The 20,455-nt window shown below is 72.0% G+C and carries 18 protein-coding genes and 1 pseudogene; 7 read left to right on the forward strand and 12 right to left on the reverse strand.

Features of this window, described 5'->3' with window-relative positions; genetic code table 11:
* The first annotated feature begins 77 nt into the window (after positions 1-77).
* The gene (locus ISO16_RS09080) at positions 78-497 is read left to right on the forward strand and encodes a hypothetical protein (protein WP_006935984.1); all 420 of its coding nucleotides are present in this window, start codon (positions 78-80) and stop codon (positions 495-497) included.
* Here ISO16_RS09080 and ISO16_RS09085 read toward each other — a convergent pair.
* Genes ISO16_RS09085 through ISO16_RS09095 form a run of 3 tightly spaced genes read right to left on the reverse strand, consistent with a single transcriptional unit; the run spans position 453 to position 3,503 of the window.
* Positions 453-1,415, reverse strand: coding sequence for a sugar phosphate isomerase/epimerase family protein (locus ISO16_RS09085; RefSeq protein ID WP_006935986.1), 963 nt, complete (start codon positions 1,413-1,415; stop codon positions 453-455). The genes ISO16_RS09080 and ISO16_RS09085 overlap by 45 nt on opposite strands.
* Positions 1,416-1,428: 13 nt before the next feature.
* Positions 1,429-2,553 carry a hypothetical protein gene (locus ISO16_RS09090; RefSeq protein WP_072635758.1) on the reverse strand — a complete coding sequence of 375 codons (1,125 nt, stop codon included), beginning with the start codon at positions 2,551-2,553 and terminating at the stop codon, positions 1,429-1,431.
* Positions 2,550-3,503: a Ppx/GppA phosphatase family protein gene (locus ISO16_RS09095; RefSeq protein ID WP_029545150.1), complete on the reverse strand. Its 954-nt coding sequence runs from the start codon at positions 3,501-3,503 to the stop codon at positions 2,550-2,552. Before ISO16_RS09095 ends, ISO16_RS09090 begins: the two co-directional genes overlap by 4 nt.
* 45 nt (positions 3,504-3,548) lie before the next feature.
* Here ISO16_RS09095 and ISO16_RS09100 point away from each other — a divergent pair, with 45 nt between their 5' ends.
* Positions 3,549-4,379 (forward strand): hypothetical protein, encoded by an 831-nt coding sequence (locus tag ISO16_RS09100; RefSeq protein ID WP_072635759.1) that lies wholly within the window; start codon positions 3,549-3,551, stop codon positions 4,377-4,379.
* Here the strand turns inward: ISO16_RS09100 and ISO16_RS09105 are convergent.
* The 3 genes from ISO16_RS09105 to ISO16_RS09115 all read right to left on the reverse strand — a co-directional run bounded on the left by ISO16_RS09105 (position 4,361) and on the right by ISO16_RS09115 (position 7,210).
* Positions 4,361-5,050 (reverse strand): response regulator transcription factor, encoded by a 690-nt coding sequence (locus ISO16_RS09105; protein ID WP_029545153.1) that lies wholly within the window; start codon positions 5,048-5,050, stop codon positions 4,361-4,363. The two genes, ISO16_RS09100 and ISO16_RS09105, sit on opposite strands and share 19 nt — an antisense overlap.
* Positions 5,051-5,127: 77 nt before the next feature.
* Positions 5,128-6,246: an ATP-binding protein gene (locus ISO16_RS09110; protein ID WP_230304579.1), complete on the reverse strand. Its 1,119-nt coding sequence runs from the start codon at positions 6,244-6,246 to the stop codon at positions 5,128-5,130.
* Positions 6,247-6,463: 217 nt separating this feature from the next.
* A complete protein-coding gene (locus ISO16_RS09115) occupies positions 6,464-7,210 on the reverse strand; it encodes a phosphoglyceromutase (protein ID WP_072635761.1) in 747 nt (248 codons plus the stop codon).
* A gap of 132 nt (positions 7,211-7,342) precedes the next feature.
* On the opposite strand from ISO16_RS09115, the gene ISO16_RS09120 reads away from it, so the two are divergent.
* Together ISO16_RS09120 and ISO16_RS09125 are read left to right on the forward strand one after the other, a co-directional pair.
* Complete coding sequence (locus ISO16_RS09120) at positions 7,343-9,109, forward strand: hydroxysqualene dehydroxylase (protein ID WP_072635762.1); 1,767 nt, start codon at positions 7,343-7,345, stop codon at positions 9,107-9,109.
* A 138-nt stretch (positions 9,110-9,247) separates the two neighbouring features.
* Positions 9,248-10,865: pseudogene (locus ISO16_RS09125) on the forward strand (FAD-dependent oxidoreductase).
* A 4-nt stretch (positions 10,866-10,869) separates the two neighbouring features.
* Here the strand turns inward: ISO16_RS09125 and ISO16_RS09130 are convergent.
* Positions 10,870-12,456: an AMP-binding protein gene (locus ISO16_RS09130; RefSeq protein WP_072635763.1), complete on the reverse strand. Its 1,587-nt coding sequence runs from the start codon at positions 12,454-12,456 to the stop codon at positions 10,870-10,872.
* A gap of 197 nt (positions 12,457-12,653) precedes the next feature.
* Between ISO16_RS09130 and ISO16_RS09135 the strand changes: the two genes are divergently transcribed.
* Complete coding sequence (locus tag ISO16_RS09135) at positions 12,654-13,661, forward strand: helix-turn-helix transcriptional regulator (protein WP_072635764.1); 1,008 nt, start codon at positions 12,654-12,656, stop codon at positions 13,659-13,661.
* Positions 13,662-13,779: 118 nt separating this feature from the next.
* Complete coding sequence (locus ISO16_RS09140) at positions 13,780-14,976, forward strand: serine hydrolase domain-containing protein (protein ID WP_083662546.1); 1,197 nt, start codon at positions 13,780-13,782, stop codon at positions 14,974-14,976.
* A 74-nt stretch (positions 14,977-15,050) separates the two neighbouring features.
* On the opposite strand, the gene ISO16_RS09145 is transcribed toward ISO16_RS09140, so the two are convergent.
* The 4 genes from ISO16_RS09145 to ISO16_RS09160 all read right to left on the reverse strand — a co-directional run bounded on the left by ISO16_RS09145 (position 15,051) and on the right by ISO16_RS09160 (position 18,416).
* Positions 15,051-15,389 carry a transglycosylase family protein gene (locus ISO16_RS09145; protein ID WP_072635765.1) on the reverse strand — a complete coding sequence of 113 codons (339 nt, stop codon included), beginning with the start codon at positions 15,387-15,389 and terminating at the stop codon, positions 15,051-15,053.
* Between the two features lie 379 nt (positions 15,390-15,768).
* Positions 15,769-16,287 (reverse strand): YbjN domain-containing protein, encoded by a 519-nt coding sequence (locus ISO16_RS09150; RefSeq protein ID WP_006936013.1) that lies wholly within the window; start codon positions 16,285-16,287, stop codon positions 15,769-15,771.
* Complete coding sequence (mshA, locus tag ISO16_RS09155) at positions 16,284-17,621, reverse strand: D-inositol-3-phosphate glycosyltransferase (protein WP_006936015.1); 1,338 nt, start codon at positions 17,619-17,621, stop codon at positions 16,284-16,286. Before mshA ends, ISO16_RS09150 begins: the two co-directional genes overlap by 4 nt.
* A 93-nt stretch (positions 17,622-17,714) precedes the next feature.
* Positions 17,715-18,416 carry a winged helix-turn-helix transcriptional regulator gene (locus tag ISO16_RS09160; RefSeq protein ID WP_029545165.1) on the reverse strand — a complete coding sequence of 234 codons (702 nt, stop codon included), beginning with the start codon at positions 18,414-18,416 and terminating at the stop codon, positions 17,715-17,717.
* 63 nt (positions 18,417-18,479) lie between these two features.
* Between ISO16_RS09160 and ISO16_RS09165 the strand changes: the two genes are divergently transcribed.
* A complete protein-coding gene (locus ISO16_RS09165) occupies positions 18,480-19,658 on the forward strand; it encodes an acyl-CoA dehydrogenase family protein (protein WP_072635766.1) in 1,179 nt (392 codons plus the stop codon).
* Here the strand turns inward: ISO16_RS09165 and ISO16_RS09170 are convergent.
* The gene (locus tag ISO16_RS09170; protein ID WP_072635821.1) at positions 19,633-20,454 is read right to left on the reverse strand and encodes an alpha/beta fold hydrolase; all 822 of its coding nucleotides are present in this window, start codon (positions 20,452-20,454) and stop codon (positions 19,633-19,635) included. The two genes, ISO16_RS09165 and ISO16_RS09170, sit on opposite strands and share 26 nt — an antisense overlap.
* Position 20,455: the final 1 nt, after the last annotated feature.

Raw genomic sequence — 20,455 nt, forward strand, 5'->3', positions numbered from 1 at the left:
CCTCCTCTTGACATCGGATAGTACAACTATCCAGTATTGGATATTGCAACTATCCAATTGTCTGCGAGGAGGACCTCGTGCATCCCGTACTCGTCATCGCCCTCGGCGCCACCCTGCTCACCGTCGCCGGGATCGCCTTCGGCGGCACGTTCCTGCTGCGCGTCACCGGCGGGCGGGTGCCGGCCAACGAGCTGCAGAAGGCCTTCTTCCGGGCCGGTCACGCCCACGCCGGCGTCCTCGTCACCCTGGGATTGCTCGTGGCGGTGCTCACCGACGCGGTCGGCGCCTCACCCGGATGGGCTGCGGCCGGCGCGCTCGCCGTGCTCGGCTCGGCGATCCTGATCCCGGCCGGATTCTTCCTGTCCGTGCTCGGCCCCGACCCCCGGCGGCCGGGGGCGATGATCGCCTCGGTGTGGCTCGGCGCCGCCGCCCTCGTCGCCGGGGTGACGATCTCAGGCGTCGTGGTTCTCGGCGCCGGGATCGGCGCCCTGGCCTGACGCGCGAACCTGCTCGATCGCCGTCGAACGCGGATGCTCGGGCCCGGTGGTGATCGCCAGCCGCGGGGCGCGGTGCAGATGCTCGCGCGCGAAGGCCAGCGCCTGGGCCAGCGCCCGTGCCCGCGCGGACCGGGTACGCGCCCCCTGGGTGCTGACCTCCAGGACGACGTGCCCGGAGAAGTCGCTCTCGGCGAGGAGCCGGCACACCTGCTCACACGGCTGGCCCCCCTCGCCCGGGAGCAGATGTTCGTCCGTCGAAGCACCGTGGCCGTCCGCGAGGTGCAGATGGGCCAGACCACCGCCCATGCGCTCGGCGAGCGCCACCGCGTCCATCCCCGCCGTGGCGGTGTGCGAGAGGTCCAGCGTGTAGTGCGCGAAGCCGGTGTCGGTGGGATCGATCGACGGGCTGTAGGCCGACACCGCCCGGCCCGGCCCGCCCCGCTTGCGCATGCGCTGGGCGGTCCGGTCGCGGCCGCCGAAGAACACGTCGGCGCGCATCGGGTACATGTTCTCCACCGCGACGACCACGTGACTGCGGTCCTCGAGGTCCGCCACCTGATCCGCGAAGCCGTCCGCGTAGCGTCGCTGCCACCGGAACGGCGGATGCACCACCACCGACGTGGCACCGAACGATTCCGCCGCCCGCACCGACCGCTCGAGCTTCGCGGCCGGGTCCGAGCCCCACACGCGTTGCGAGATCAGCAGGCACGGCACGTGCACCGCCAGCACCGGTACGCCGTACTTGCGCACCAGCGCCTGCACCGCCCGCACGTCCTGGCTCACCGACTCGGCCCAGATCATCAGCTCCACGCCGTCGTAGCCGAGTTCGGCCGCATAGCGGAAGGCCGCCTCGGTGTTCTCCGGATACACCGAGGCGGTCGACAACCCGACCAGGATCTCTCGCGAAAGGACGCTCATGACGACGTGCGGATCAGCCGGTGGGCAGCAGGAACAACAGCGGACCGAACGTCACGAAGGCGCCCACGGCGAGAGCGATGAGCTGGCTCGTGATGTCGTCGGTGCGGCGGAGGATGCGCACCATCGCCACCAGGCCGACAATGACCAGCAGTGCGAGCGCGAACGCCACCCACGGCAACGCGTCCCACAACTGTTCGAAGCCCTTGAACAGCAGCGCGCCCGCGATGATCGCGACGACGCCCTCGCCGATCAGCCGCACCCACTGACCGATCGCGCCGCGCGGCTCACCGGTGTCGGACGGGGCCTCGTCCGGCTCCGCCGCGGCCGGGGTCTCCGCCGGGGCGGCAGTGCCGCGGCGACGGCGTGACCGCGCGGACCGCTCCTCCGGCTTCTCCTCGTCCGGCTCGTCCGCGGCGACGGGCTCGCCGATCGTCTCGGTGTCGCCGTCGGCGGTGTCGTCACCGTTGCCCCGCAGGTCGCTCGCGGGCCCGGACAGCAGCCTCGGCTCGGGGGCGTCGGCGGGCCGCGCCGGCGCGCTCGCGGTCACCTCGGCGTGGGCCCGCGCCCGCCGCGGCAGGACGGCCGGGCGGATGATCTCGGTCGGCGACTCGACCTTCACCGGCTGCACCCGCTCGGCGGCTGCCGGCTCCTCGCGCGTCCGGGGCGGCGACGGCGGGACCTGGGTCTCCGGCTCGACCTTCGGCGCCTCGAGTGCGAGGGGCTCGACCTTCGGCGTCGCCGGCACCACGGGCCCCGCCTTCGCCGGTACGACGGGCTGCGCCTTCACCGGCACGACGGGCGCCGGCTTCACCGGCACGACGGGCGCCGGCTTCACCGGCACCACGGGTGCCGCCTTCGCCGGCACGACGGACTCCGCCTTCGGCGCCGCAGGCGGGGCGGACGCGGCCGGCTCGGCCTCCGGAGCCTCGGCCTCCGGGGCCTTCGTCTCCGGAGGCTCGGTCGGCTCGGGCTCCGGAATGCTGACGGGAATCTCTCCGGTCAGTTCCGCGACCGAGATTCCCCCGCTGACGCCGCGGCGGCGCCGTCCGCCGGCGCGGGAATTCACCTTCTGGCCGTTCCGGGCCAGCAGCTCCGCGACGGAGATCTGCCCGGTGTCGGTGCTGTGACCGTCCGTCATTGCGAAACCACCATCAATTCGCCCCCCATCTCGGTGTCGAGTTTGCGGAGGATGAGCCCCTCTCGCAGGGCCCAGGGACAGATGTCGAGCGTCTCCACTCCCAGCGCGCGCATGGCGGCCTCCGCGACCAGCGCACCGGCGACGATCTGCTGCGACCGGTCGGAGCTCACGCCCTCAAGCTCGGCACGGTCCGCGGTCGTCATGCGGGAGATGAACGCGATGAGCTGACGCAGCCCGGCGGCGGTCAGGGTGCGCCGCACGCGCGGGCCCGCCGACGACGGGGCGGCACCGGTCAGCCGCGCCAGGGTGCGGAAGGTCTTCGAGCTTCCGACGCACAGGTCGGGAACGCCGGCCGCACGAAGCTCCTGGGCGGGGCGGACGAGCTCGGCGTCGAGCCAGTCCCGCAGCACCGCGACGCGCCGCTTGCCGGGCGGGTCCTCGCTCAGCCAGTCCCGGGTGAGGCGACCGGCGCCGAGCTGCAACGAGAACGCGCAGTCCGGGTCCTCGTCGCCGCCGAAGGTCAGCTCGAGGGAGCCGCCGCCGATGTCGAGGCACAGGATGCGTCCCGCGCTCCAGCCGTACCAGCGCCGGACCGCCAGGAACGTCAGCCGGGCCTCGTCCACGCCGGAGAGCACCTCGAGTGCGACGCCGGTCTCGGCGCGGACGCGACGGAGAACCGCTTCGGAGTTGTTGGCGTCGCGCACCGCGGAGGTCGCGAAGGCCATCAGCTCCTCGCACCCGGAGGTGCGGGCGATGCCCGCGAAGTCGGCGACCGTCTCGACCAGCCGGTCGGCGCCCTGCGGGGTGATGTCGCCGCGGTCGTCCGTGTTCTCGGACAGGCGCAGGGTGGCCTTCGTCGAACTCATGGGGGTGGGATGGCCACCGCGATGAGCGTCCACCACGAGCAGATGGACGGTGTTGCTTCCGACGTCGAGTACCCCTAGGCGCACATACATACGGTACTGGGTCTACCGTCGGGTCCTGTGACAGCAGGTATGCCCGGCGCCGCACACAAGCAGGTCCCGGCCCCCGAAGTTCCTCTCGACTTCCCGCGCGAATGGGTCGAGTTCACCGACCCGGACAACAGCGAGCACGTCGTCGCCGCCGACCTGACGTGGCTGCTCTCCCGCTGGACCTGCGTGTTCGGCACGCCCGCGTGCCAGGGCATCATCGCCGACCGCCCGGACGACGGGTGCTGCTCCCACGGGGCGTTCCTGTCGGACGACGACGATCGCGCCAAGCTGGACGCCGCCGTGAGACATCTCACTCCCGAGGACTGGCAGTTCATGGAGAAGGGACTCGGCAAGAAGGGCTACCTCGAGGAGGACGACCTCGAGGACGAGCCGGCCCTGCGCACCCGCCGCTACAAGGGTGCCTGCATCTTCCTCAACCGGCCCGGTTTCGCCGGTGGCATCGGCTGCTCGCTGCACAAGATGGCGCTGCGGCGTGGCATCGAACCCCTCGAGGTGAAGCCGGACGTGTGCTGGCAGCTGCCGATCCGCCGGACCCAGGACTGGGTCGAGCGCCCCGACGGCACCGAGGTGCTGCGCACCGTCGTCACCGAATACGACCGGCGCGGCTGGGGCGAGGGCGGCCACGACCTGGACTGGTACTGCTCCGGATCGCCGGACGCCCACGTGGGCGCCTCGCCGGTGTGGCAGTCGTACGCGCCGGAACTGCGCGAGCTGATCGGCGATGCCGCCTACGAGGAGCTCGCGCGGCTGTGCCGCCGCCGCGAGGGGCTGGGCCTGATCGCCGTGCACCCCGCGACGACGGCCGCCGCCGAGCGGACGCCGGAGCCCGCCGCCTACCCCTCGAGCTTGTAGCCGAGGCCGCGGACGGTGACCAGGTGCTGCGGCTTGGCGGGATCGGCCTCGATCTTCGAACGCAGCCGCTTGACGTGCACGTCGAGGGTCTTGGTGTCGCCGACGTAGTCGGCACCCCAGACCCGGTCGATGAGCTGGCCGCGCGTGAGCACCCGGCCGGAGTTGCGCAGGAGGTACTCGAGCAGGTCGAACTCCTTGAGCGGCAGGGTGACCGGTTTCCCGCCCACGTGCACGACGTGCCGGTCCACGTCCATCCGCACCGGCCCGGCCTCGAGGATCCCGTCGTCCTGTGCGGACTCGGCGTCGCTCTCCCCGCCGCGGCGCAGCACCGCGCGGATGCGGGCGATGAGTTCACGCGCCGAGTACGGCTTGGTGACGTAGTCGTCCGCTCCCAGCTCGAGGCCGACGACCTTGTCGATCTCGCTGTCGCGAGCGGTCACCATGATCACCGGCACGCCGGACCGGCTGCGCAGTTGCTTGCACACGTCGGTGCCGCTCATGCCGGGCAGCATCAGGTCGAGCAGGACGATGTCCGCGCCGGCCCGGTCGAACTCCGCGAGCGCCGACGGTCCGTCGCCGACGACGGTGGTGTCGAAGCCCTCCTTGCGCAGCAGGAACGCGAGCGGATCCGCCAGCGATTCCTCGTCCTCCACGATCAGCACACGCGTCACTGCTGGTCCTCCGTACCTTCCGTTACCTGGTGCATCCGGCTCGCTTCCGTTTCTCGTCGTGGATGTCGGCGTGGTCGTCACCGCTCCGCCGTCAGCGCCGCCCCGCCCTCGCGGCGAAGGGAGGCGACCTGTGACTCGCGGGGGTCGGCCGAGTGGGCGGGGATGAGAAGCGTGAACGTCGATCCGGTTCCCGGCTGGCTCCACAACCGGATCTCCCCGTTGTGGTTGGCGGCGACGTGCTTGACGATCGCCAGGCCGAGACCGGTGCCGCCGGTGGCGCGGGAACGGGCCTTGTCGACCCGGAAGAACCGTTCGAAGACGCGCTCCTGGTCCTCCTTCTCGATCCCGATGCCGCGGTCGGTCACCGCGATCGCCACCTTGCCCGCGCGCAGGGACCGGCTGACCGAGACCGGCGAGCCCGGGGACGAGTAGGCGACCGCGTTCTCGATGAGATTGGCCAGGGCGGTGACGAGCAGCGTCTGATCGCCGAGGACCTCGTATCCGCTGGGAGAGTCGGTGGTGACGGTGATCTGCGCGTTCTCGGCGGTCAGGCGGGTGCGGCGCAGCGCCTCCTCGACGACGTCGTCGACCTCGACCACCTCGAGGTTCGGGAGCTTCTCGGCCCCCTGCAGACGCGAGAGCGCGATCAGTTCGGTCACCATGTTGCCGAGCCGGTTGGCCTCGCTCTGCAGCCGGGTTCCGAAGTGCCGTACGGATTCCGGGTCGTCGGCGGATTCGAGCAGGGCCTCGGCGAGCAAGGCCATCGCGCCCACCGGCGTCTTGAGTTCGTGGCTGACGTTGGCGACGAAGTCCCGGCGCGTGGCCTCCATCCGGACCTGCTCGGAGTCGTCGTAGGCGTAGAGCGCGACGAATCGTGCGTCGTCGTCGAGCAGGCGCCGCGCAACGCAGCGCACCGCGACGCGCTCGCGACCGCGCGGGCTCTTCGCGGTGAGGTCGAGCTCGACGGGCTCACCGGTCTCGAGGACCCGGGTGGCGGCCGCCCAGGCCGAGTCCTCGACGAGCCGGTTGCGGACGAGGCCGAGTTCCTCGGCGCGCGGGTTGAACAGGATGACGTCGTGGAACCGGTCGACGACGGCGATACCCGTGTCCGCGCCGTAGACGACGCGGTCGAGCACCTGCGCCATGGTCAGGTCGGCGTCCGTGCGGTCGGTGGCCCGGCCCCGGAGGAGCCGCATCAGCACGATCGCGAACACGGCACCGAGGACGGCGGCCCCGGCGAGCAGCACGGCCTGCACAACAGTCACGTCTCGAATCGTACGTAGGCACGGCGGGACGGTGACAGCGGGTCGGGGCATTCCGCCGCACGTCACGCCGCATGTTCGCGGCATTTGCCGCGTGTTCACCGGCCGTTTCCCGGGGCCGCGGGACGGCTGCCCGCGGCCCCCGGGGGGACTACCGCCCGCCCTGGCCGGCGACGGCGGCGGCACCGGCCGCGGCCGCCTCGGGATCGAGGTACGTGCCGCCCGGGTTCAGCGGGCGCAGGTCCTCGTCGAGGTCGTAGCGCAGCGGGATGCCGGTGGGGATGTTCAGCCCGGCGATCTCCTCGTCGGAGATCCCGTCGAGGTGCTTGACGAGGGCGCGCAACGAGTTGCCGTGGGCCGTGATCAGAACGGTCCGGCCGGCCCGCAGGTCCTGGGAGATGGTCTCCTCCCAGTACGGGATCAGGCGCTCGACGACGTCCTTCAGGCACTCGGTGAGCGGCACCTCGTCGACGTCCGCGTATCGGACGTCGCTGTCCTGGCTGTACTTGCTGCCGGGCTCGATCGGGGGCGGCGGGGTGTCGTAGCTGCGGCGCCACAGCATGAACTGCTCCTCGCCGAACTCCGCCTTGATCTCCGCCTTGTTCTTGCCCTGCAGCGCACCGTAGTGCCGCTCGTTCAGGCGCCAGTCACGCACGACCGGGATCCAGTGCCGATCCGCGGCGTCGAGCGCGTAGTTGGCGGTGCTGATCGCGCGGCGCAGCAGCGACGTGTACAGCACGTCCGGCAGGAGACCGTGCTCCGCGAGCAGCTCGCCGGCACGCTTGCCCTCGGCGATCCCCTTGTCGGTCAGGTGCACGTCCACCCACCCCGTGAAGAGGTTCATCGCGTTCCATTCGCTCTCGCCGTGGCGGAGCAACACAAGTGTTCCGTTGGTCATGGGCCAATCCTGGCACGCCCGGGCGGCGGTGCCACGTCCGCACCGTTCGGCGAATCCGCCCCGCGGGCCGCACACATCGGATATATGTGACAACGGTTGTTTTCAGAACGACGTCCGGATCGGGGGATTCTCGTGTTCGACACCCGGCTTTCCCGCCGCACCTTCCTCACCGCCCTGGGCACGGTCGCGGTCGCGCCCACGACCGCACACGCCGCACCGCGCTCGCCCGCACCGCGCTCGGGGGGCCGGCGCGTCGCCGTGCTCGGCGGCGGGATAGCAGGCCTGACGGCCGCCCACGAACTGATCGAACGCGGCTTCGAGGTCACCGTCTTCGAACCGACTGCCCTCGGCGGCAAGGCCCGCAGCATCCCGTCGCCGGGCACCGGGTCCGGTGGACGCGCCGACCTGCCCGGCGAGCACGGCTTCCGCTTCTTCCCGGGCTTCTACCGGCACATCCCCGACACGATGCGGCGGATCCCCTTCCCGGGCAACCCGAACGGCGTGTTCGACAACCTCGTCGCCGGATCCGCCTTCCGGATGGCGATCCCCGGCGGGCCCGACCTGACCGCCCCCGCGTCGATCGCGCCGCTGCGCCCCGACGTCCTCGACCCCGCCTCGCTGCAGGAGTCCCTGGCCGCCGCCTTCTCCCTCGGCGGCGCGATCCCCCCGCACGAGCTGGCCGTCTTCACCCGCAAGCTGGTGATGTTCCTGACCAGCAGCCTCGAACGCCGCCACGGCCAGTGGGAGCACCAGACGTGGTCGCAGACGCTCGAGGCCGACGGCAAGTCGCCGGCCTACCGCAACATCCTCGTCTCGGCGCTGACCCGGCAACTGGTGGCCGCCCGGCCCACCGTCGCGTCCACCCGCACCATCGGCATCATGGGCCAGGCGTTCGTGTGGAACGCGATGGGCACCGTCCCCGAGTACGGTCACCTGGACCGGCTCCTCGCCGCCCCCACGAACGAGGCCTGGATCGACCCGTGGGCCGCGCACCTGCGCGCCCTCGGCGTTCGATTCGAAATGGGCTGGGCGGCCGAGGCTCTCGACATCTCCTCGGGCTCGATCACCGGAGCACGGCTGGTGGACGGCGGCGGCACCCGCGCCGTCGCCGAGGCCGACTGGTACGTCGCGGCGATGCCCGTGGAGCGGGCCGTGCCGCTGTGGTCACCGCGGATCGTCGCCGCCGATCCGCGGCTCGGGGCCATGCGGAACCTGCAGACGGACTGGATGGTGGGCATCCAGTACTTCCTGCGCCGGCCCACCCCGATCGCCGACGGGCACGTCGCCTACCTCGGCTCGCCGTGGGCCCTGACCTCCATCAGCCAGGGCCAGTTCTGGCGCGGGGACTTCGCCGCCCGCTACGGCGACGGCAGTGCCCACGACTGCCTGTCGGTGGACATCTCCGACTGGGACACCCCCGGCATCCTCCACGGGAAGACCGCGAAGGAGTGCACCGCCGAGGAGATCGCCCGGGAGACGTGGGCGCAGATGTCGGCGTGCCTCGACGACACCGGCACTGGCGTCCTCGACGAGAACGACGTCGTCTCGTGGTTCCTCGATCCCGGCGTCCGGTGGGACGCCGCGCAGGCCCGCAACACGAACGACACTCCCCTGCTCGTCAACACCGTCGGCTCGTGGGCCGACCGTCCGGACGCGCGCACCGCGATCCCGAACCTCTTCCTCGCCGGCGACTACGTCCGCACCGACATCGATCTCGCGACCATGGAATCGGCCGGCGAATCGGCGCGGGCGGCCGTCGCCGCGCTGCTCGAGGCCGCCGACTCGCCCGCCGCACCGCCGGCGCGGTACCGCCTGCACGAGCCGCCCGAGCTCGAGCCGATGCGGCGGATCGACGCCGACCGCTACCGCGCCGGGCTGCCGCACATCCTCGACGTGTGACGTCGGGCGCGCGCTGCCCGGCGGCGAGAGGGTCCGGAGCGTGGTCCCGTCGGCACGGAAGCAGGATGCGGCGAACGGGCACGCGCCGGAGGCGGATTCGGACATACTTCCCTCGAACGCGACGAAAGGGTATGCCCGATGAGCGAGACCTCGGTCCTGGTGGTCGGCGCCGGCCCGGTCGGACTGACCGCCGCGCTGGAACTGCGCCGGCGCGGCGTCGACGTCGTGATCGTCGATCGGCTCCCGGAGCCGCCGCAGCACGCCAAGGCGGTCGGTATCCAGCCGCGCACGCTCGAGGTGTGGGACGCGATGGGCGTGCTCCGGCCGTCGCTCGACGTGTCCGCGCCGATGCACGGGCAGCTCGTGTACGTCGACGGGCAGGAGGTGATGCGCCTCGAACTCGCACTGCCCGAAGACGTGCCGTACCGATTCGTCTGCATGCCCCAGTACGCCACCGAACGGGTGCTGACGCAGGCCCTGGCCGAGCACGGCACCGTCGTGCGCCGCGGCGTCGAACTGACCGGCTTCGACCGGACCGCGGACGGCGTGGTCGCCGCCCTGCGCGACGGCGAGGACACGACGCGGCTGGCCGCCCGCTATCTGCTCGGCTGCGACGGCGCGCACAGCGCCGTGCGCAAGAGCCTCGGGGTGTCCTTCGACGGCGACGCGTTCCCCGAGGAGTACATGCTCGCCGACGTCGAACTGGACTGGTCGATGCCGGCCGGTTACGGCATCCGCGCGTCGACGCGGACCGACGGCACGACGACGGACATGATGGTGTGCATCCCGCTGCCCGGCGACGGCCGCTACCGCCTGTCGACGTTCGTCGCGCCGGACCTGGCGACGTCCGCGCCCGGCGTCGGAACCGTCGCGCACGGACTCGAGGGCGGGCGCCGGCCCACCCTCGGTCACATCCAGGCGGTGCTCGACCGGCTGGCGCCGGAACCGACACGGGCGAGTGCCCTGCGCTGGTCGTCGGTGTTCCGGATCAGCCACCGCCTCGCCGGGAACTACGGTGGGGGCCGGGTGTTCCTGGCCGGGGACGCCGCGCACATCCATCCGCCCACCGGGGCGCAGGGTATGAACACCGGCATCCAGGACGCCTACAACCTCGGCTGGAAGCTCGCGCTGGCGGTGCAGGGCCGCGCCGCCGACGGCCTGCTCGACAGCTACGACGCCGAGCGCCGGCCTATCGGGGAGCAGGTAGTGGGCCGCACCGTGCGGCACGCCCGGCAGGGCATCGGGGCCGGCGAGACGGACGCGGCGACCGCGATCGCGCGCGAGGCCCAGTTGCTGCTCGGCTACCCCGGCAGCCCGCTCGTGGGCGGCGACGTGCCGGACGGGGGCGGTCCGGCCCCGGGTGATCGCGCCCCGGACGCGACGGGACTGCGACAGGACGCCGTCGCGTCGCCGCTCCGGCTGCACGAGCTGCTGCGCCACCCCGGTCACACGGTGCTGCTGTGGGCGCCGACGGTGCAGGCGCTGGCGTCCCAGCGGGAGCTGTCCGAGCGGGCGGCGGACCGTTTCGGCGACGCGCTGCGGGCGTACGTGCTCGTGGCGGGACCCGCCGGGACGCCGGCCGACGGCAGGGTGCTGCGCGACGACGCGGGCCGCGCCGCGCAGGCGTACGGGTTCGGCGGTGCCGCCGCGGCCGTGGTGGTGCGGCCGGACGGCTACGTCGGATTCCGGGCCGCAGGATCCGACGATCGAGGCGCTCACGGCGCATCTCGGCCGGATCCTGCGGCCCGGACGGTAACCGGCTACGCCGTCGGCGTGCGCAGATCCTTGCGCAGGATCTTGCCCGCGGCGGACTTCGGAACGATGTCGATGAACTGCACCCGGCGCACCTTCTTGTGCGGCGAGACGCGCTCGGCGACGAACTCGATGACCTCGTCCTCGGTCAGCTCCGCGTTCGGCTGGCGCACGACGAACGCCTTCGGCACCTCCTCGCCCTCGTCGTCGAGCACGCCCACGACCGCGGCGTCGGCGATCTGCGGGTGGGTCAGCAGCAGCGCCTCGAGCTCGGCCGGCGGCACCTGGTAGCCCTTGTACTTGATCAGTTCCTTGAGCCGGTCGACGATCGTGACGTTGCCGGCCGCGTCCACCGTGGCGATGTCGCCGGTGTGCAGGAACCCGTCGGCGTCGAGGGTCTCCGCGGTGGCCTGCGGGTTGCCGAGGTAGCCGACCATCACGTTGGGGCCCTTGCACCACAGCTCACCCGGCTCGGAGACACCCTCGCCGGTCGGGTACGCGACCTCCTCGAGCGTGCCCGGGTCGACCAGCTTGCACTCCATGTTGGCGATCGTCGGGCCGACCGAGTCGAGCGGCACGTCGTCGCCGTCGAACGGGATGGCGTGGCTGACCGGGCTCATCTCCGACATGCCGTAGCCCTGGCGGATCTTGCAGCCGAGCCGCGCGGACACCGCACCGCCGAGTTCCTTGTCCAGGGGCGCGGCACCCGAGAACACGGTGTGCACGCTGGACAGGTCGAACTGGTCGACGAGGGGGTGCTTGGCGAGGGCCACCGCGACGGGCGGCGCGATGAACACGTACGTGCACTTCTGCTCGGCGACGATCCGCAGGAACTCCGGCAGGTCGAACTTCGGCATCGTCACCAGCGACGCCCGGTTGTACAGGGCCGCGTTGAGCAGCACGGTCATGCCGTAGATGTGGAAGAACGGCAGCACGGCGAGGACCTTGTCGTCGGCGCCGATGCCCATGCGCGGGTTGATCTGGCACACGTTGGCGACCAGGTTGGTGTGCGTGAGCATCACACCCTTCGGGCGGCCCGTGGTGCCCGACGAGTACGGCAGCACCGCCAGATGGGTGGCCGGATCGAACGACACCTCGGGGGCGGGCGCGTTCTCGGCGAGCAGGTCGCGCAGCGACGGGTGCCCCTCGGCGCCGTCGAGCACGACGAGGCGGTCGTCGGCGATGCCCACCTTGGCCGCGGCCTCCTTCGCGTGCGGCAGCAGCGGGGAGACGGTGAACAGGAACGTCGCCTTGGAATCCTCGAGCTGCTTGGCGATGTCCTCGGCGGTGTAGAGGGCATTGATCGTGGTGGCGGTCGCGCCCGCCCGCAGGATGCCGTGGAAGACGGACGCGAAGGCGGGCACGTTCGGCGAGAGCAGGCCGACGACGTCGCCGACCCCCACGCCGCGCGCCGCGAGGGCCCCGGCGATCGCGTCGATCTGCCCGATCAGGGCGCGGTAGTCGGTGACGGCCCCGGACGCGCCCTCGATCAGCGCCGGGCGACCGAGGTCCGCCTCCGCGATCGAACCGAACAGGAAGTCGTAGACACTCAGTGCCGGGATTTCGACGTCGGGAAACGGGCTGCGAAAGCTCATGGGTTCTCCTCGGGAGCAGGACTCTGTGGCACGCCGTGCCAGACGTGCCGGGAGTACGGTACCTGACCGCTGTGAAGGCAGTCACACGCACGCCGGACATTACCGCGTCGGGGGCCGTCGCGTGCCCGGTCGCGCGCGCCCGGACCCAGCCGATCGGGCAGTGTCGGCGCCCGCCCCGGCGCTCTAGGCTCGGCCGGATGACGGACGTCGTGCATTCGCTGGACCCGTTCTCCGGCTGCGCCCCCTCGCCGGCGACGGTCTCGACGGACTGGGACGAGATCCGGGCGTGGTCGGACCAGGTGTACATGCCCTATCGCGTGCGGCCGAGCGGGAGCCTGCTGCGCCCGCGATCGAGCATGTTCTCCGCCGCGATCGGCGACATCGTGCTCACCCGGTTCCGGTACGGGATCCCGGTGACCGTCGACCAGCTCTCGGCCGAGGCCGGCAACATCCTGGTGCTGACGACGATCCGCGGTCACGCCCGGCACCGGGTCGCAGCGGGCGAGGTGGAGATCGACTCCGGCGCCACCTTCGTGGCCGACTGCAGCCGGATCGAGCATCGCGTCGACTTCGACGACGAGCATCTCCAGCTCAACCTGACGGTGCCGCACCGGCTCGTCGCCGACCTCGCCGACCGCTGGTTCGGCGTCGTTCCCGACGACCGTCTGTGGCAGCACAAGTGCGTCGTCGGGGCCGGATCGTCGGGCTGGAACGCGCTGCTCGCGTATGCGGTCCGCGCGATCCGCGCCGATCCGGTGCGCATCGCGCAGGGCCCGTCGGGCGCTCACCTGCAGGAGCTGCTCCTCGGTCACCTCGTCACCGAATGGGCCGCCGCAGCGGGCGTCGCGCTCGACGCCGACCGGCAGCCGGCCGCGCCGGCGTACGTCCGCCGCGCGGAACAGTACATCCGCGAGCACGCCGCGGATCTGCCCACGGTCCCCGAGATCGCCGCCGCCGTGGGCGTCAGCGTGCGCGCACTGTCGGGCGGGTTCCGCCGCCACCTGGACACGACGCCGAACCGGTATCTGAGCGACGTGCGATTGCAGCACATCCGCGACGAACTCGCCGCGGCGTCGGCCGAGTGCACCGTCTCCGCGGTGGCGGCCCGCTGGGGCTACGTCAACATGGGCGTCTTCGCCGCCGCCTACCGTCGCCGATTCGGCGAGAACCCGTCGCGGACCCTCGCCCGGGCCCGCGGACGGTGAATGCCGAAATCCGACAGCGCGTGCCGATCGGAGGTGGCCCACGTCACATCCCTGTCCGTAGCGTCCGCATCCGACGCCGGTGAGCCCACCGGCGGCGGACCCGCGCACAGGAGGAACCGTGACAGACGACTTCGCGAGCACCATGGATGCAGCCCTACGGGAACTCACCCACAGCCCGGGGGGCCTGCCGGGCGTGGTGGCCATGCTCACCGACCGGGACGACGTGGTGTATTCGGGGGTGGCCGGGGAACGGACGGCCGGGTCCGGCACGGCCATGACCGCCGATACCGTGTTCGCCGCCTTCTCCACGACGAAGGCGATCACCGGCACCGCGGCACTCCAGTGCGTCGAGGAGGGCCTGCTCGACCTCGACGCCCCCGCCGCCCGGTATGTGCCGGAGATCGGCGAACTCCAGGTTCTCGAGGGCTTCGGAACGGACGGCGAGCCCCTGCTGCGCGCGCCGAAACGGGACATCACCACCCGCATGCTGCTGCTCCACACGGCCGGCCTCGGGTACGACTTCTTTAACGAGAACTACCGGCGTCTCGCCGAGGAGCACGGTCAGCCCAGCGTCATCACGGCGTCGAAGGCCGCGCTGCGGACCCCGCTGCTGTTCGATCCGGGCGAGCGGTGGATGTACGGCTCGAACATCGACTGGTGCGGGCTGGTGGTCGAGGCCGTGCGGGGCCGGCGCCTCGGGGAGGTGATGCGCGAACGGATCTTCGAGCCCCTCGGGATGGCGGACACGGCGTTCACCCTCACCGCCGACATGCGCGACCGGCTCGCCGTCGTCCACCAGCGCGGCGAGGACGGGACAGTCGTACCGATGCCCGAGATGGTGCTCCCCCAGGATCCGGAGGTCCACATGGGGGGCCACGGTCTGTACACGACCGTCCCGGACTACCTGAGGTTCCTCCGGATGTGGCTGCGCGACGGGGACGCGCCCGGCGGCCGGGTGCTGGCCGCCGGAACGGTCGCCGACGCGGTGCGCGGCGGTTTGGACGGGCAGCAGATCACCGCCCTGCCGGGCGTGATCCCCGCGCTGTCGAACGATGCGGAGTTCTTCCCCGGGCTACCCAAGAACTGGGCATACACGTTCATGGTCAACGAGGAGCCGGCGCCGACGGGTCGGCCCGCCGGGGCGCTCGGCTGGGCCGGCCTGGCGAACCTGTACTACTGGATCGACCGCCAGAACGGCATCGCCGGTTTCTGGGCTACCCAGATCCTGCCCTTCGCCGACGCCGTCTCGTTCGGGGGATACCTCGACTTCGAGGCCGCCGCCTACCGCCGGTCGGCCGCGTCGCGGATCCGGTGAGAACCCGACGAACCCCGCGTGCGGTGCACGCGGGGTTCGTTCGGCTGCTACGGGCGTGAGCCCGGGCGGTGGGGTCAGAGGTACTGACCGCACACCGGCCACGCACCGACGCCCTGGCCGGCGAGGACGTTCTCGGCGATGGCGATCTGCTGCTCCCGGGTCGCCTGGTCGGCGGTGGGGGCGTACTGCTGGCCGCCGTAGGCGTTCCAGGTGCTCGGCGAGAACTGCAGGCCACCGTGGTAGCCGTTGCCGTTGTTGATGGCCCAGTTCCCACTGCTCTCGCACTGCGCGACGGCGTCCCAGTTGCCGGAGGCGGCGTTGGCGGTGCCGGTGCCGAGTGCGAACGGGGTGATGGCCAGGGCCGCGGTGGCGGCGACGGTGCCGAGGGCGCGCTTGAAGGTGAAGTTTGCCATGATGCGGTTGAATTCCTCTCGCGTCTGCTGGCGAGGCACTGCGGCGGCCGACGATGTCGATCCCGCTGCCCGGATTCGGAGCTGTGCCTCGTCCCTGCCCCTCGATCAGGTATCGAGTTCCGGTCCCGCGGGGCAGAGTCAGCGGCGACGGGCCGGTGTTGCTTGCCCGGTGGTATCGGGCTGATTACGACGCTAGAGACTCATCACGGATCGGTCACGCGCTGTTTTCCGGCACGCCCGTCTCACATTCCAAGATCGGGCGGCGGCGTTTCCCCAGGTGACGTCCGAGTAATCGCCGTTTCGAAACCGCGTAGTTACACGGCCGTTATGTGACTATGCTCACAGTAATATTGTGGCTCGGGTCACCGATATCGCGGCGTTACGGCTGCGCGTCCTCCACCACGAAGGGCCGGCCGTCCTCGATCAGGTGCCGGAAGGGTTCGAGATTGCGGAGCGACTCGCCCCGCGAGACCCGCCACTCCCACTCCCGCTTGATGGAGGTGAGGAATCCGAGTCCGAGAATGACGTTGAAATCGTGGTCGGCGGCCTCGAGCACCTGGCCGAGCACCGTGTCCAGTTCGTCCGGAGTGACCGAGGCCTCCGACATCCGGCCGACGAGGTAGATGTCCCCGATCTTGTCGAGGGTGTACGCGACCCCATACAGCCGCCGATTGCGGCGGAGCAGGTACCGGTAGACGCCCTCGAAGTTCTCGTCGGGCTTGCGGCACACGAACGCCTCGATGCGCAGGCCGTGGTTGCCGGGACTGAGCAGCGTCGTCGTCTTGAGCTTGTTCTCCCCCGGCAGGTCGACGACGAAGTGCCCACCCTCCTTGCGGGAGAACTCGAGGCCGCGATCGCGCAGCGTCGCCTCGATCGTCTCGCTCAGTCGCTCGCTCACGCCCGTACCCCCGTCGTCCGCCGGATCTTCCACACTCCGCGTTGCCGGCGCAGCGGGAACTCGCCGGTCCCGAGCGAACGGTTCCGCAGCGCACCGGCCTTACGGTAACTGGCGAGCAGACCCTCCGCGGTGTGCTCCCAGGAGAAGTTCTCCGCGTGCAGGGGCGCGGCCGCCGCGAGCGCAGCCCGCCGTCCCGGGTCCGTGACCAGCGCGCGCAGCGCGGCGGCCCAGTCGTCGGTGCGATGGCCGTCGACGAGCAGCCCGGTCTCGCCGTCGCGCACCGCGACGCCGAGGCCACCGACGTTCGCGGCCAGCACGGGGGTCCCGCAGGCCTGCGCCTCGATCGCCACCAGGCCGAACGACTCGGAGTAGCTCGGCACCGCCACCACGTCCGAGGCGCGGTAGACCTGCACCAGCCGCTCGGGTGGCTGCGGGGGCAGGAACGTCACCCGGGCGGCGATTCCGAGCTCGGCGGCCAGTTCGATCAGCGAGTGCGGCCGCTCGAGTCCCGTGCCGGAGGGCCCGCCGACCACCAGCACGCGCAGGGGTACCTCCGGGTCGGCGGACATCGCCGCCGCAGCGGCCCGCAGCAGCACGTCCGGTGCCTTGAGCGGCTGGATGCGCCCGACGAAGGTCACGATCGTCTCGCGGGGGTCGAGGCCGAGGCCCGCCCGGGCGGCCGCCCGGTCCCCCGGCCGGTAACGGGACAGGTCCGCACCCGGCGCCACCACGTCCACCCGCGACGGGTCGGCGCCGTAGCTGCGTTCGAGCTGCGCCGCCTCGTCGACCGTGTTGGCGACGAGCCGGTCGGACTCGGCGACCACCTGCTGCTCGCCGATCTGCCGGGCCGCCGGCTCGGGCACGTCACCGTCGGCGAGCGAGGCGTTCTTCACGGCGGCGAGCGTGTGCGCGGTGTGCACCAGCGGGACTCCCCACCGGTCCCGGGCGAGCCAGCCCACCTGGCCGGACAGCCAGTAGTGCGAGTGCACGAGGTCGTAGTAGCCCTGCGGGTGACGGGCCTCCTCCCGCAGCACCCCGGCCGCGAACGCGCACAGCTGCGTGGGCAGGTCGTGCTTGTCGAGCCCCTCGTACGGACCGGCCGCGACGTTGCGCACGAGCACGCCGGGTGCCGCCTCCTGCACCACGGGGTCGGCCGACGACGTCGCCCGGGTGAAGATCTCCACCTCGACCCCGCGGCGCGCGAGCTGCACGGCGGTCTGCAGAACGTAGACGTTCATCCCGCCGGCGTCCCCGGTGCCGGGCTGCGCGAGCGGCGAGGTGTGGACCGACAGGACGGCCACGCGGCGGGGACGGCTGTTCGACTTCGACGTCACTTCTCCATACTGCCCTGCCGCACATCCCCGCCCGGCTCCGCCCTCCCCTGCGCTCCGGCGCGCTGCGGCTGCTCGACGCGGCACCCCGGCCGTTCAGGAATGCTCGCCGGCCTCGAAACCCGCGACGGCGCGGCGCACCGCCGCGTGGAAGGGGCTCCACAGGAACCAGGTCCCGAACTCGCGCACCAGCGCGGACGGCCCGTGCACCTGCACGCTGCCGTCGTCGATCGCCTCGGCGAGGGTCCGGGTGCCGGCGAAGACGCGCATCAGGGCCACCGGTTCCCCGGTCACGTACAGGTCGACGTCGAACCCCGGCGGCTTGCGGCACACCGACGGCTCGCCCCGGTCCAGGACGATCCACAGGCGAATCGGGGCGGGACCGGTGTAGTCGAACTCGATCACCACCCGCCGCTGCGGCACCCGGTCGCGGTCCACCCGGCGGTGCATCCACCACGTCAGCGTCACCGGGTCGACCTCGGCGGGCACCGGTTCGGCGAACAACCACTTCACCGCCCACTCCCCGATCGCGACGAGGATCGGGGCGAGTTCGCGGCCGGCCGGGGTCAGGCGGTACTCGCAGCCGCGGGCCTGCGGGACCCGCTCCAGCACGCCCTTGCGTTCGAGGTGCCGCAGCCGGGTGGCCAGCAGGGTGCGGGAGATGCCGGGGAGGCCGCGCTCGATCTCGTTGAAACGGGTACTGCCGTAGACCATTTCGCGCAGGATCAGCGGGGTCCACCGGTCGGCGAGCACTTCGCTGCCGATCGAGACCGGACAGTACTGCCCGTACTCGCGCACATCTCCAGAGTAGGTCCAGAACGTGCACTGGGCGGCATCGATCTGCGCCCCTACCGTCGAGACATGACCACCGTAGACATCACCCAGTCCCCCCGCTCCCGCCCCCCCGAGGAACTCGCCGCCCGCACCGACGAACTGGGCCGGCGGATCGCCCCGTACGCCCGCGCCCACGACCGCGACGGCACGTTCGTCGCCGAGGCCTACGAGATCCTGCGCTCCGAGGGCCGCCTCGCGCTCGCCGTCCCGCGCGAGCTCGGCGGGGACGGCGCGACCGTGCGCGACGTCGCCACCGTGCAACGCACCCTGGCGCACCACTGCGCGGCCACCGCCCTCGCCTCGTCCATGCACCACCACGTCGTGCTCGCCGCCGCGTGGCGGTACCGGCACGGCGCGCCCGGCGCGGACCGGATGCTGCGCCGCGTCGCCGGGGAGGGACTCGTGCTCGTCTCCACCGGCGGCGCCGACCAGACCCGGCCGCGCGGGACCGCCCGGAAGGTGCCCGGTGGCTACCGCGTCGACGGCCGCAAGGTGTTCTGCAGCCAGGCCCCGGTCGGCGACGTGCTCGCCACCATGTTCCCGTACGACGACCCCGACGAGGGCCGCATCGTGCTCAACATGATGGTCCCGATGAAGGCCGACGGGGTGCGGGTCCTCGACAACTGGGACTCGCTCGGCATGCGCGGGACCGGCAGCCACGACGTCGAGCTGACCGACGTGTTCGTCCCGGACGCGGCCGTGGTCGCCCGCCGCCCGTACGGGGTGATCGACCCGCCGTTCCAGCTGGTGCTCAGCGTCGCCATGCCCGTCGTCGCGGCCGTGTACCTCGGGGTTGCGGAGGCCGCGCACGCGCACGCGACCGCGCTCGTCGCCGGGACGCCGCGGGCCGGCGACCCGAGCGTGCGACGCCAGCTCGGCGTCGCGGCCACCCGCCTGCAGGTCGCGTCGTGGGCCCTCGACGGTGCCCTCGACGTCGTCGGCGACGACCCGGTGCCGTCGATGACCACGGTCGCCGCGGTGATGACCGCCAAGGCCGAGATCGCGCGGGCCGCGATCGAGGTGTGTGACCTGGCCCTCGACGTCGCCGGGGGCCGCGGCTTCTACCGGTCGAGCCCGCTCGAGCAGTGCTACCGCGACGTGCGCGGGGTCAAGTTCCACCCGCTCACGCCGGAGGAGACACTGCTGCTCGCCGGGGCGCAGGCGCTCGGGTCGGCAGCGGCTACAGCGATCCCGCGAAGCGCGTGACCTCGGCGGCAAACCGCTGCGGGTCCTCGACGAACGGGCCGTGGTCGGTGCCCTCCCAGAACGAGGTCGTCGCGTTCGGCAGCAGCGACGCCGCGTGCTCGGCGGCCGAGACGTCGACGACCGAGTCGGCCGTGCCGTGCAGGACGAGTACGGGCATGTCGAGGCCCCGCAGCAGCTCGTCGTTGCGCACCGTCCGCGCGAACATCGCCGCCCGCACGCGGGGCGGGGTGCACAGGCTGGTGCCGAACAGCGCCTGTGCCGCGACGCCCTTGCCCTCCCCGGGCCCGGTGAGGGCCGTGCCGAAGGCGCCCAGGGCGCGGATCGCCGTCGCCGCGTCCTCGGACATCGCGTCGGGGACGGCCGCGCGCATGGCCGCCCCGACCTTGCCGCCCTTCTCTCCCCGGCCGATGCTGGTGATCGCGCCGACCAGCACGATCCCGGCGACGCGGTCGGTGCCGTGGGTCGCGAGGTAGTCGCAGATCACCAGGCCGCCGTAGGACCAGCCGAGCAGCACCGCGCCGTGGGCGCCTTCGGCGTCGAGCACGGCCTGCACGTCCGCGGCCCACAGCTTCGACTCGTCGTATCCGGTCTCCGGGGCCCCGGAGTACCCGTGTCCGCGCAGGTCGACGGCGATCACCCGGTGGGTGCGGGCCAGCTCGTCGAGCACGGCCTCGCCCCAGCACCGCGACGACTGGGCCCAGCCGTGCAGCAGGACCAGCGGGCGGTGGGCGGGATCGCCGGTGACGCGGTAGGCGATGGGGGTGCCGTCGGAGCTCTCGACCTCGCGGATTGTCATG

Origin of the sequence: Rhodococcus sp. M8 (genome assembly GCF_015654185.1) — a bacterium.
GTDB classification, from domain to species: Bacteria; Actinomycetota; Actinomycetes; order Mycobacteriales; family Mycobacteriaceae; genus Rhodococcus; species Rhodococcus aetherivorans.

Bases quoted from the DNA above. Each gene is read 5' to 3' on its own strand.
- ISO16_RS09170 (WP_072635821.1), bottom strand. From the start codon at position 20,454: ATGACAATCCGCGAGGTCGAGAGCTCCGACGGCACCCCCATCGCCTAC.
- ISO16_RS09115 (WP_072635761.1), bottom strand. From the start codon at position 7,210: ATGACCAACGGAACACTTGTGTTGCTCCGCCACGGCGAGAGCGAATGG.
- ISO16_RS09165 (WP_072635766.1), top strand. From the start codon at position 18,480: ATGACCACCGTAGACATCACCCAGTCCCCCCGCTCCCGCCCCCCCGAG.
- ISO16_RS09085 (WP_006935986.1), bottom strand. From the start codon at position 1,415: ATGAGCGTCCTTTCGCGAGAGATCCTGGTCGGGTTGTCGACCGCCTCG.
- ISO16_RS09110 (WP_230304579.1), bottom strand. From the start codon at position 6,246: ATGCGGCTCCTCCGGGGCCGGGCCACCGACCGCACGGACGCCGACCTG.
- ISO16_RS09145 (WP_072635765.1), bottom strand. From the start codon at position 15,389: ATGGCAAACTTCACCTTCAAGCGCGCCCTCGGCACCGTCGCCGCCACC.
- ISO16_RS09090 (WP_072635758.1), bottom strand. From the start codon at position 2,553: ATGACGGACGGTCACAGCACCGACACCGGGCAGATCTCCGTCGCGGAG.
- ISO16_RS09130 (WP_072635763.1), bottom strand. From the start codon at position 12,456: ATGAGCTTTCGCAGCCCGTTTCCCGACGTCGAAATCCCGGCACTGAGT.
- ISO16_RS09135 (WP_072635764.1), top strand. From the start codon at position 12,654: ATGACGGACGTCGTGCATTCGCTGGACCCGTTCTCCGGCTGCGCCCCC.
- ISO16_RS09100 (WP_072635759.1), top strand. From the start codon at position 3,549: ATGCCCGGCGCCGCACACAAGCAGGTCCCGGCCCCCGAAGTTCCTCTC.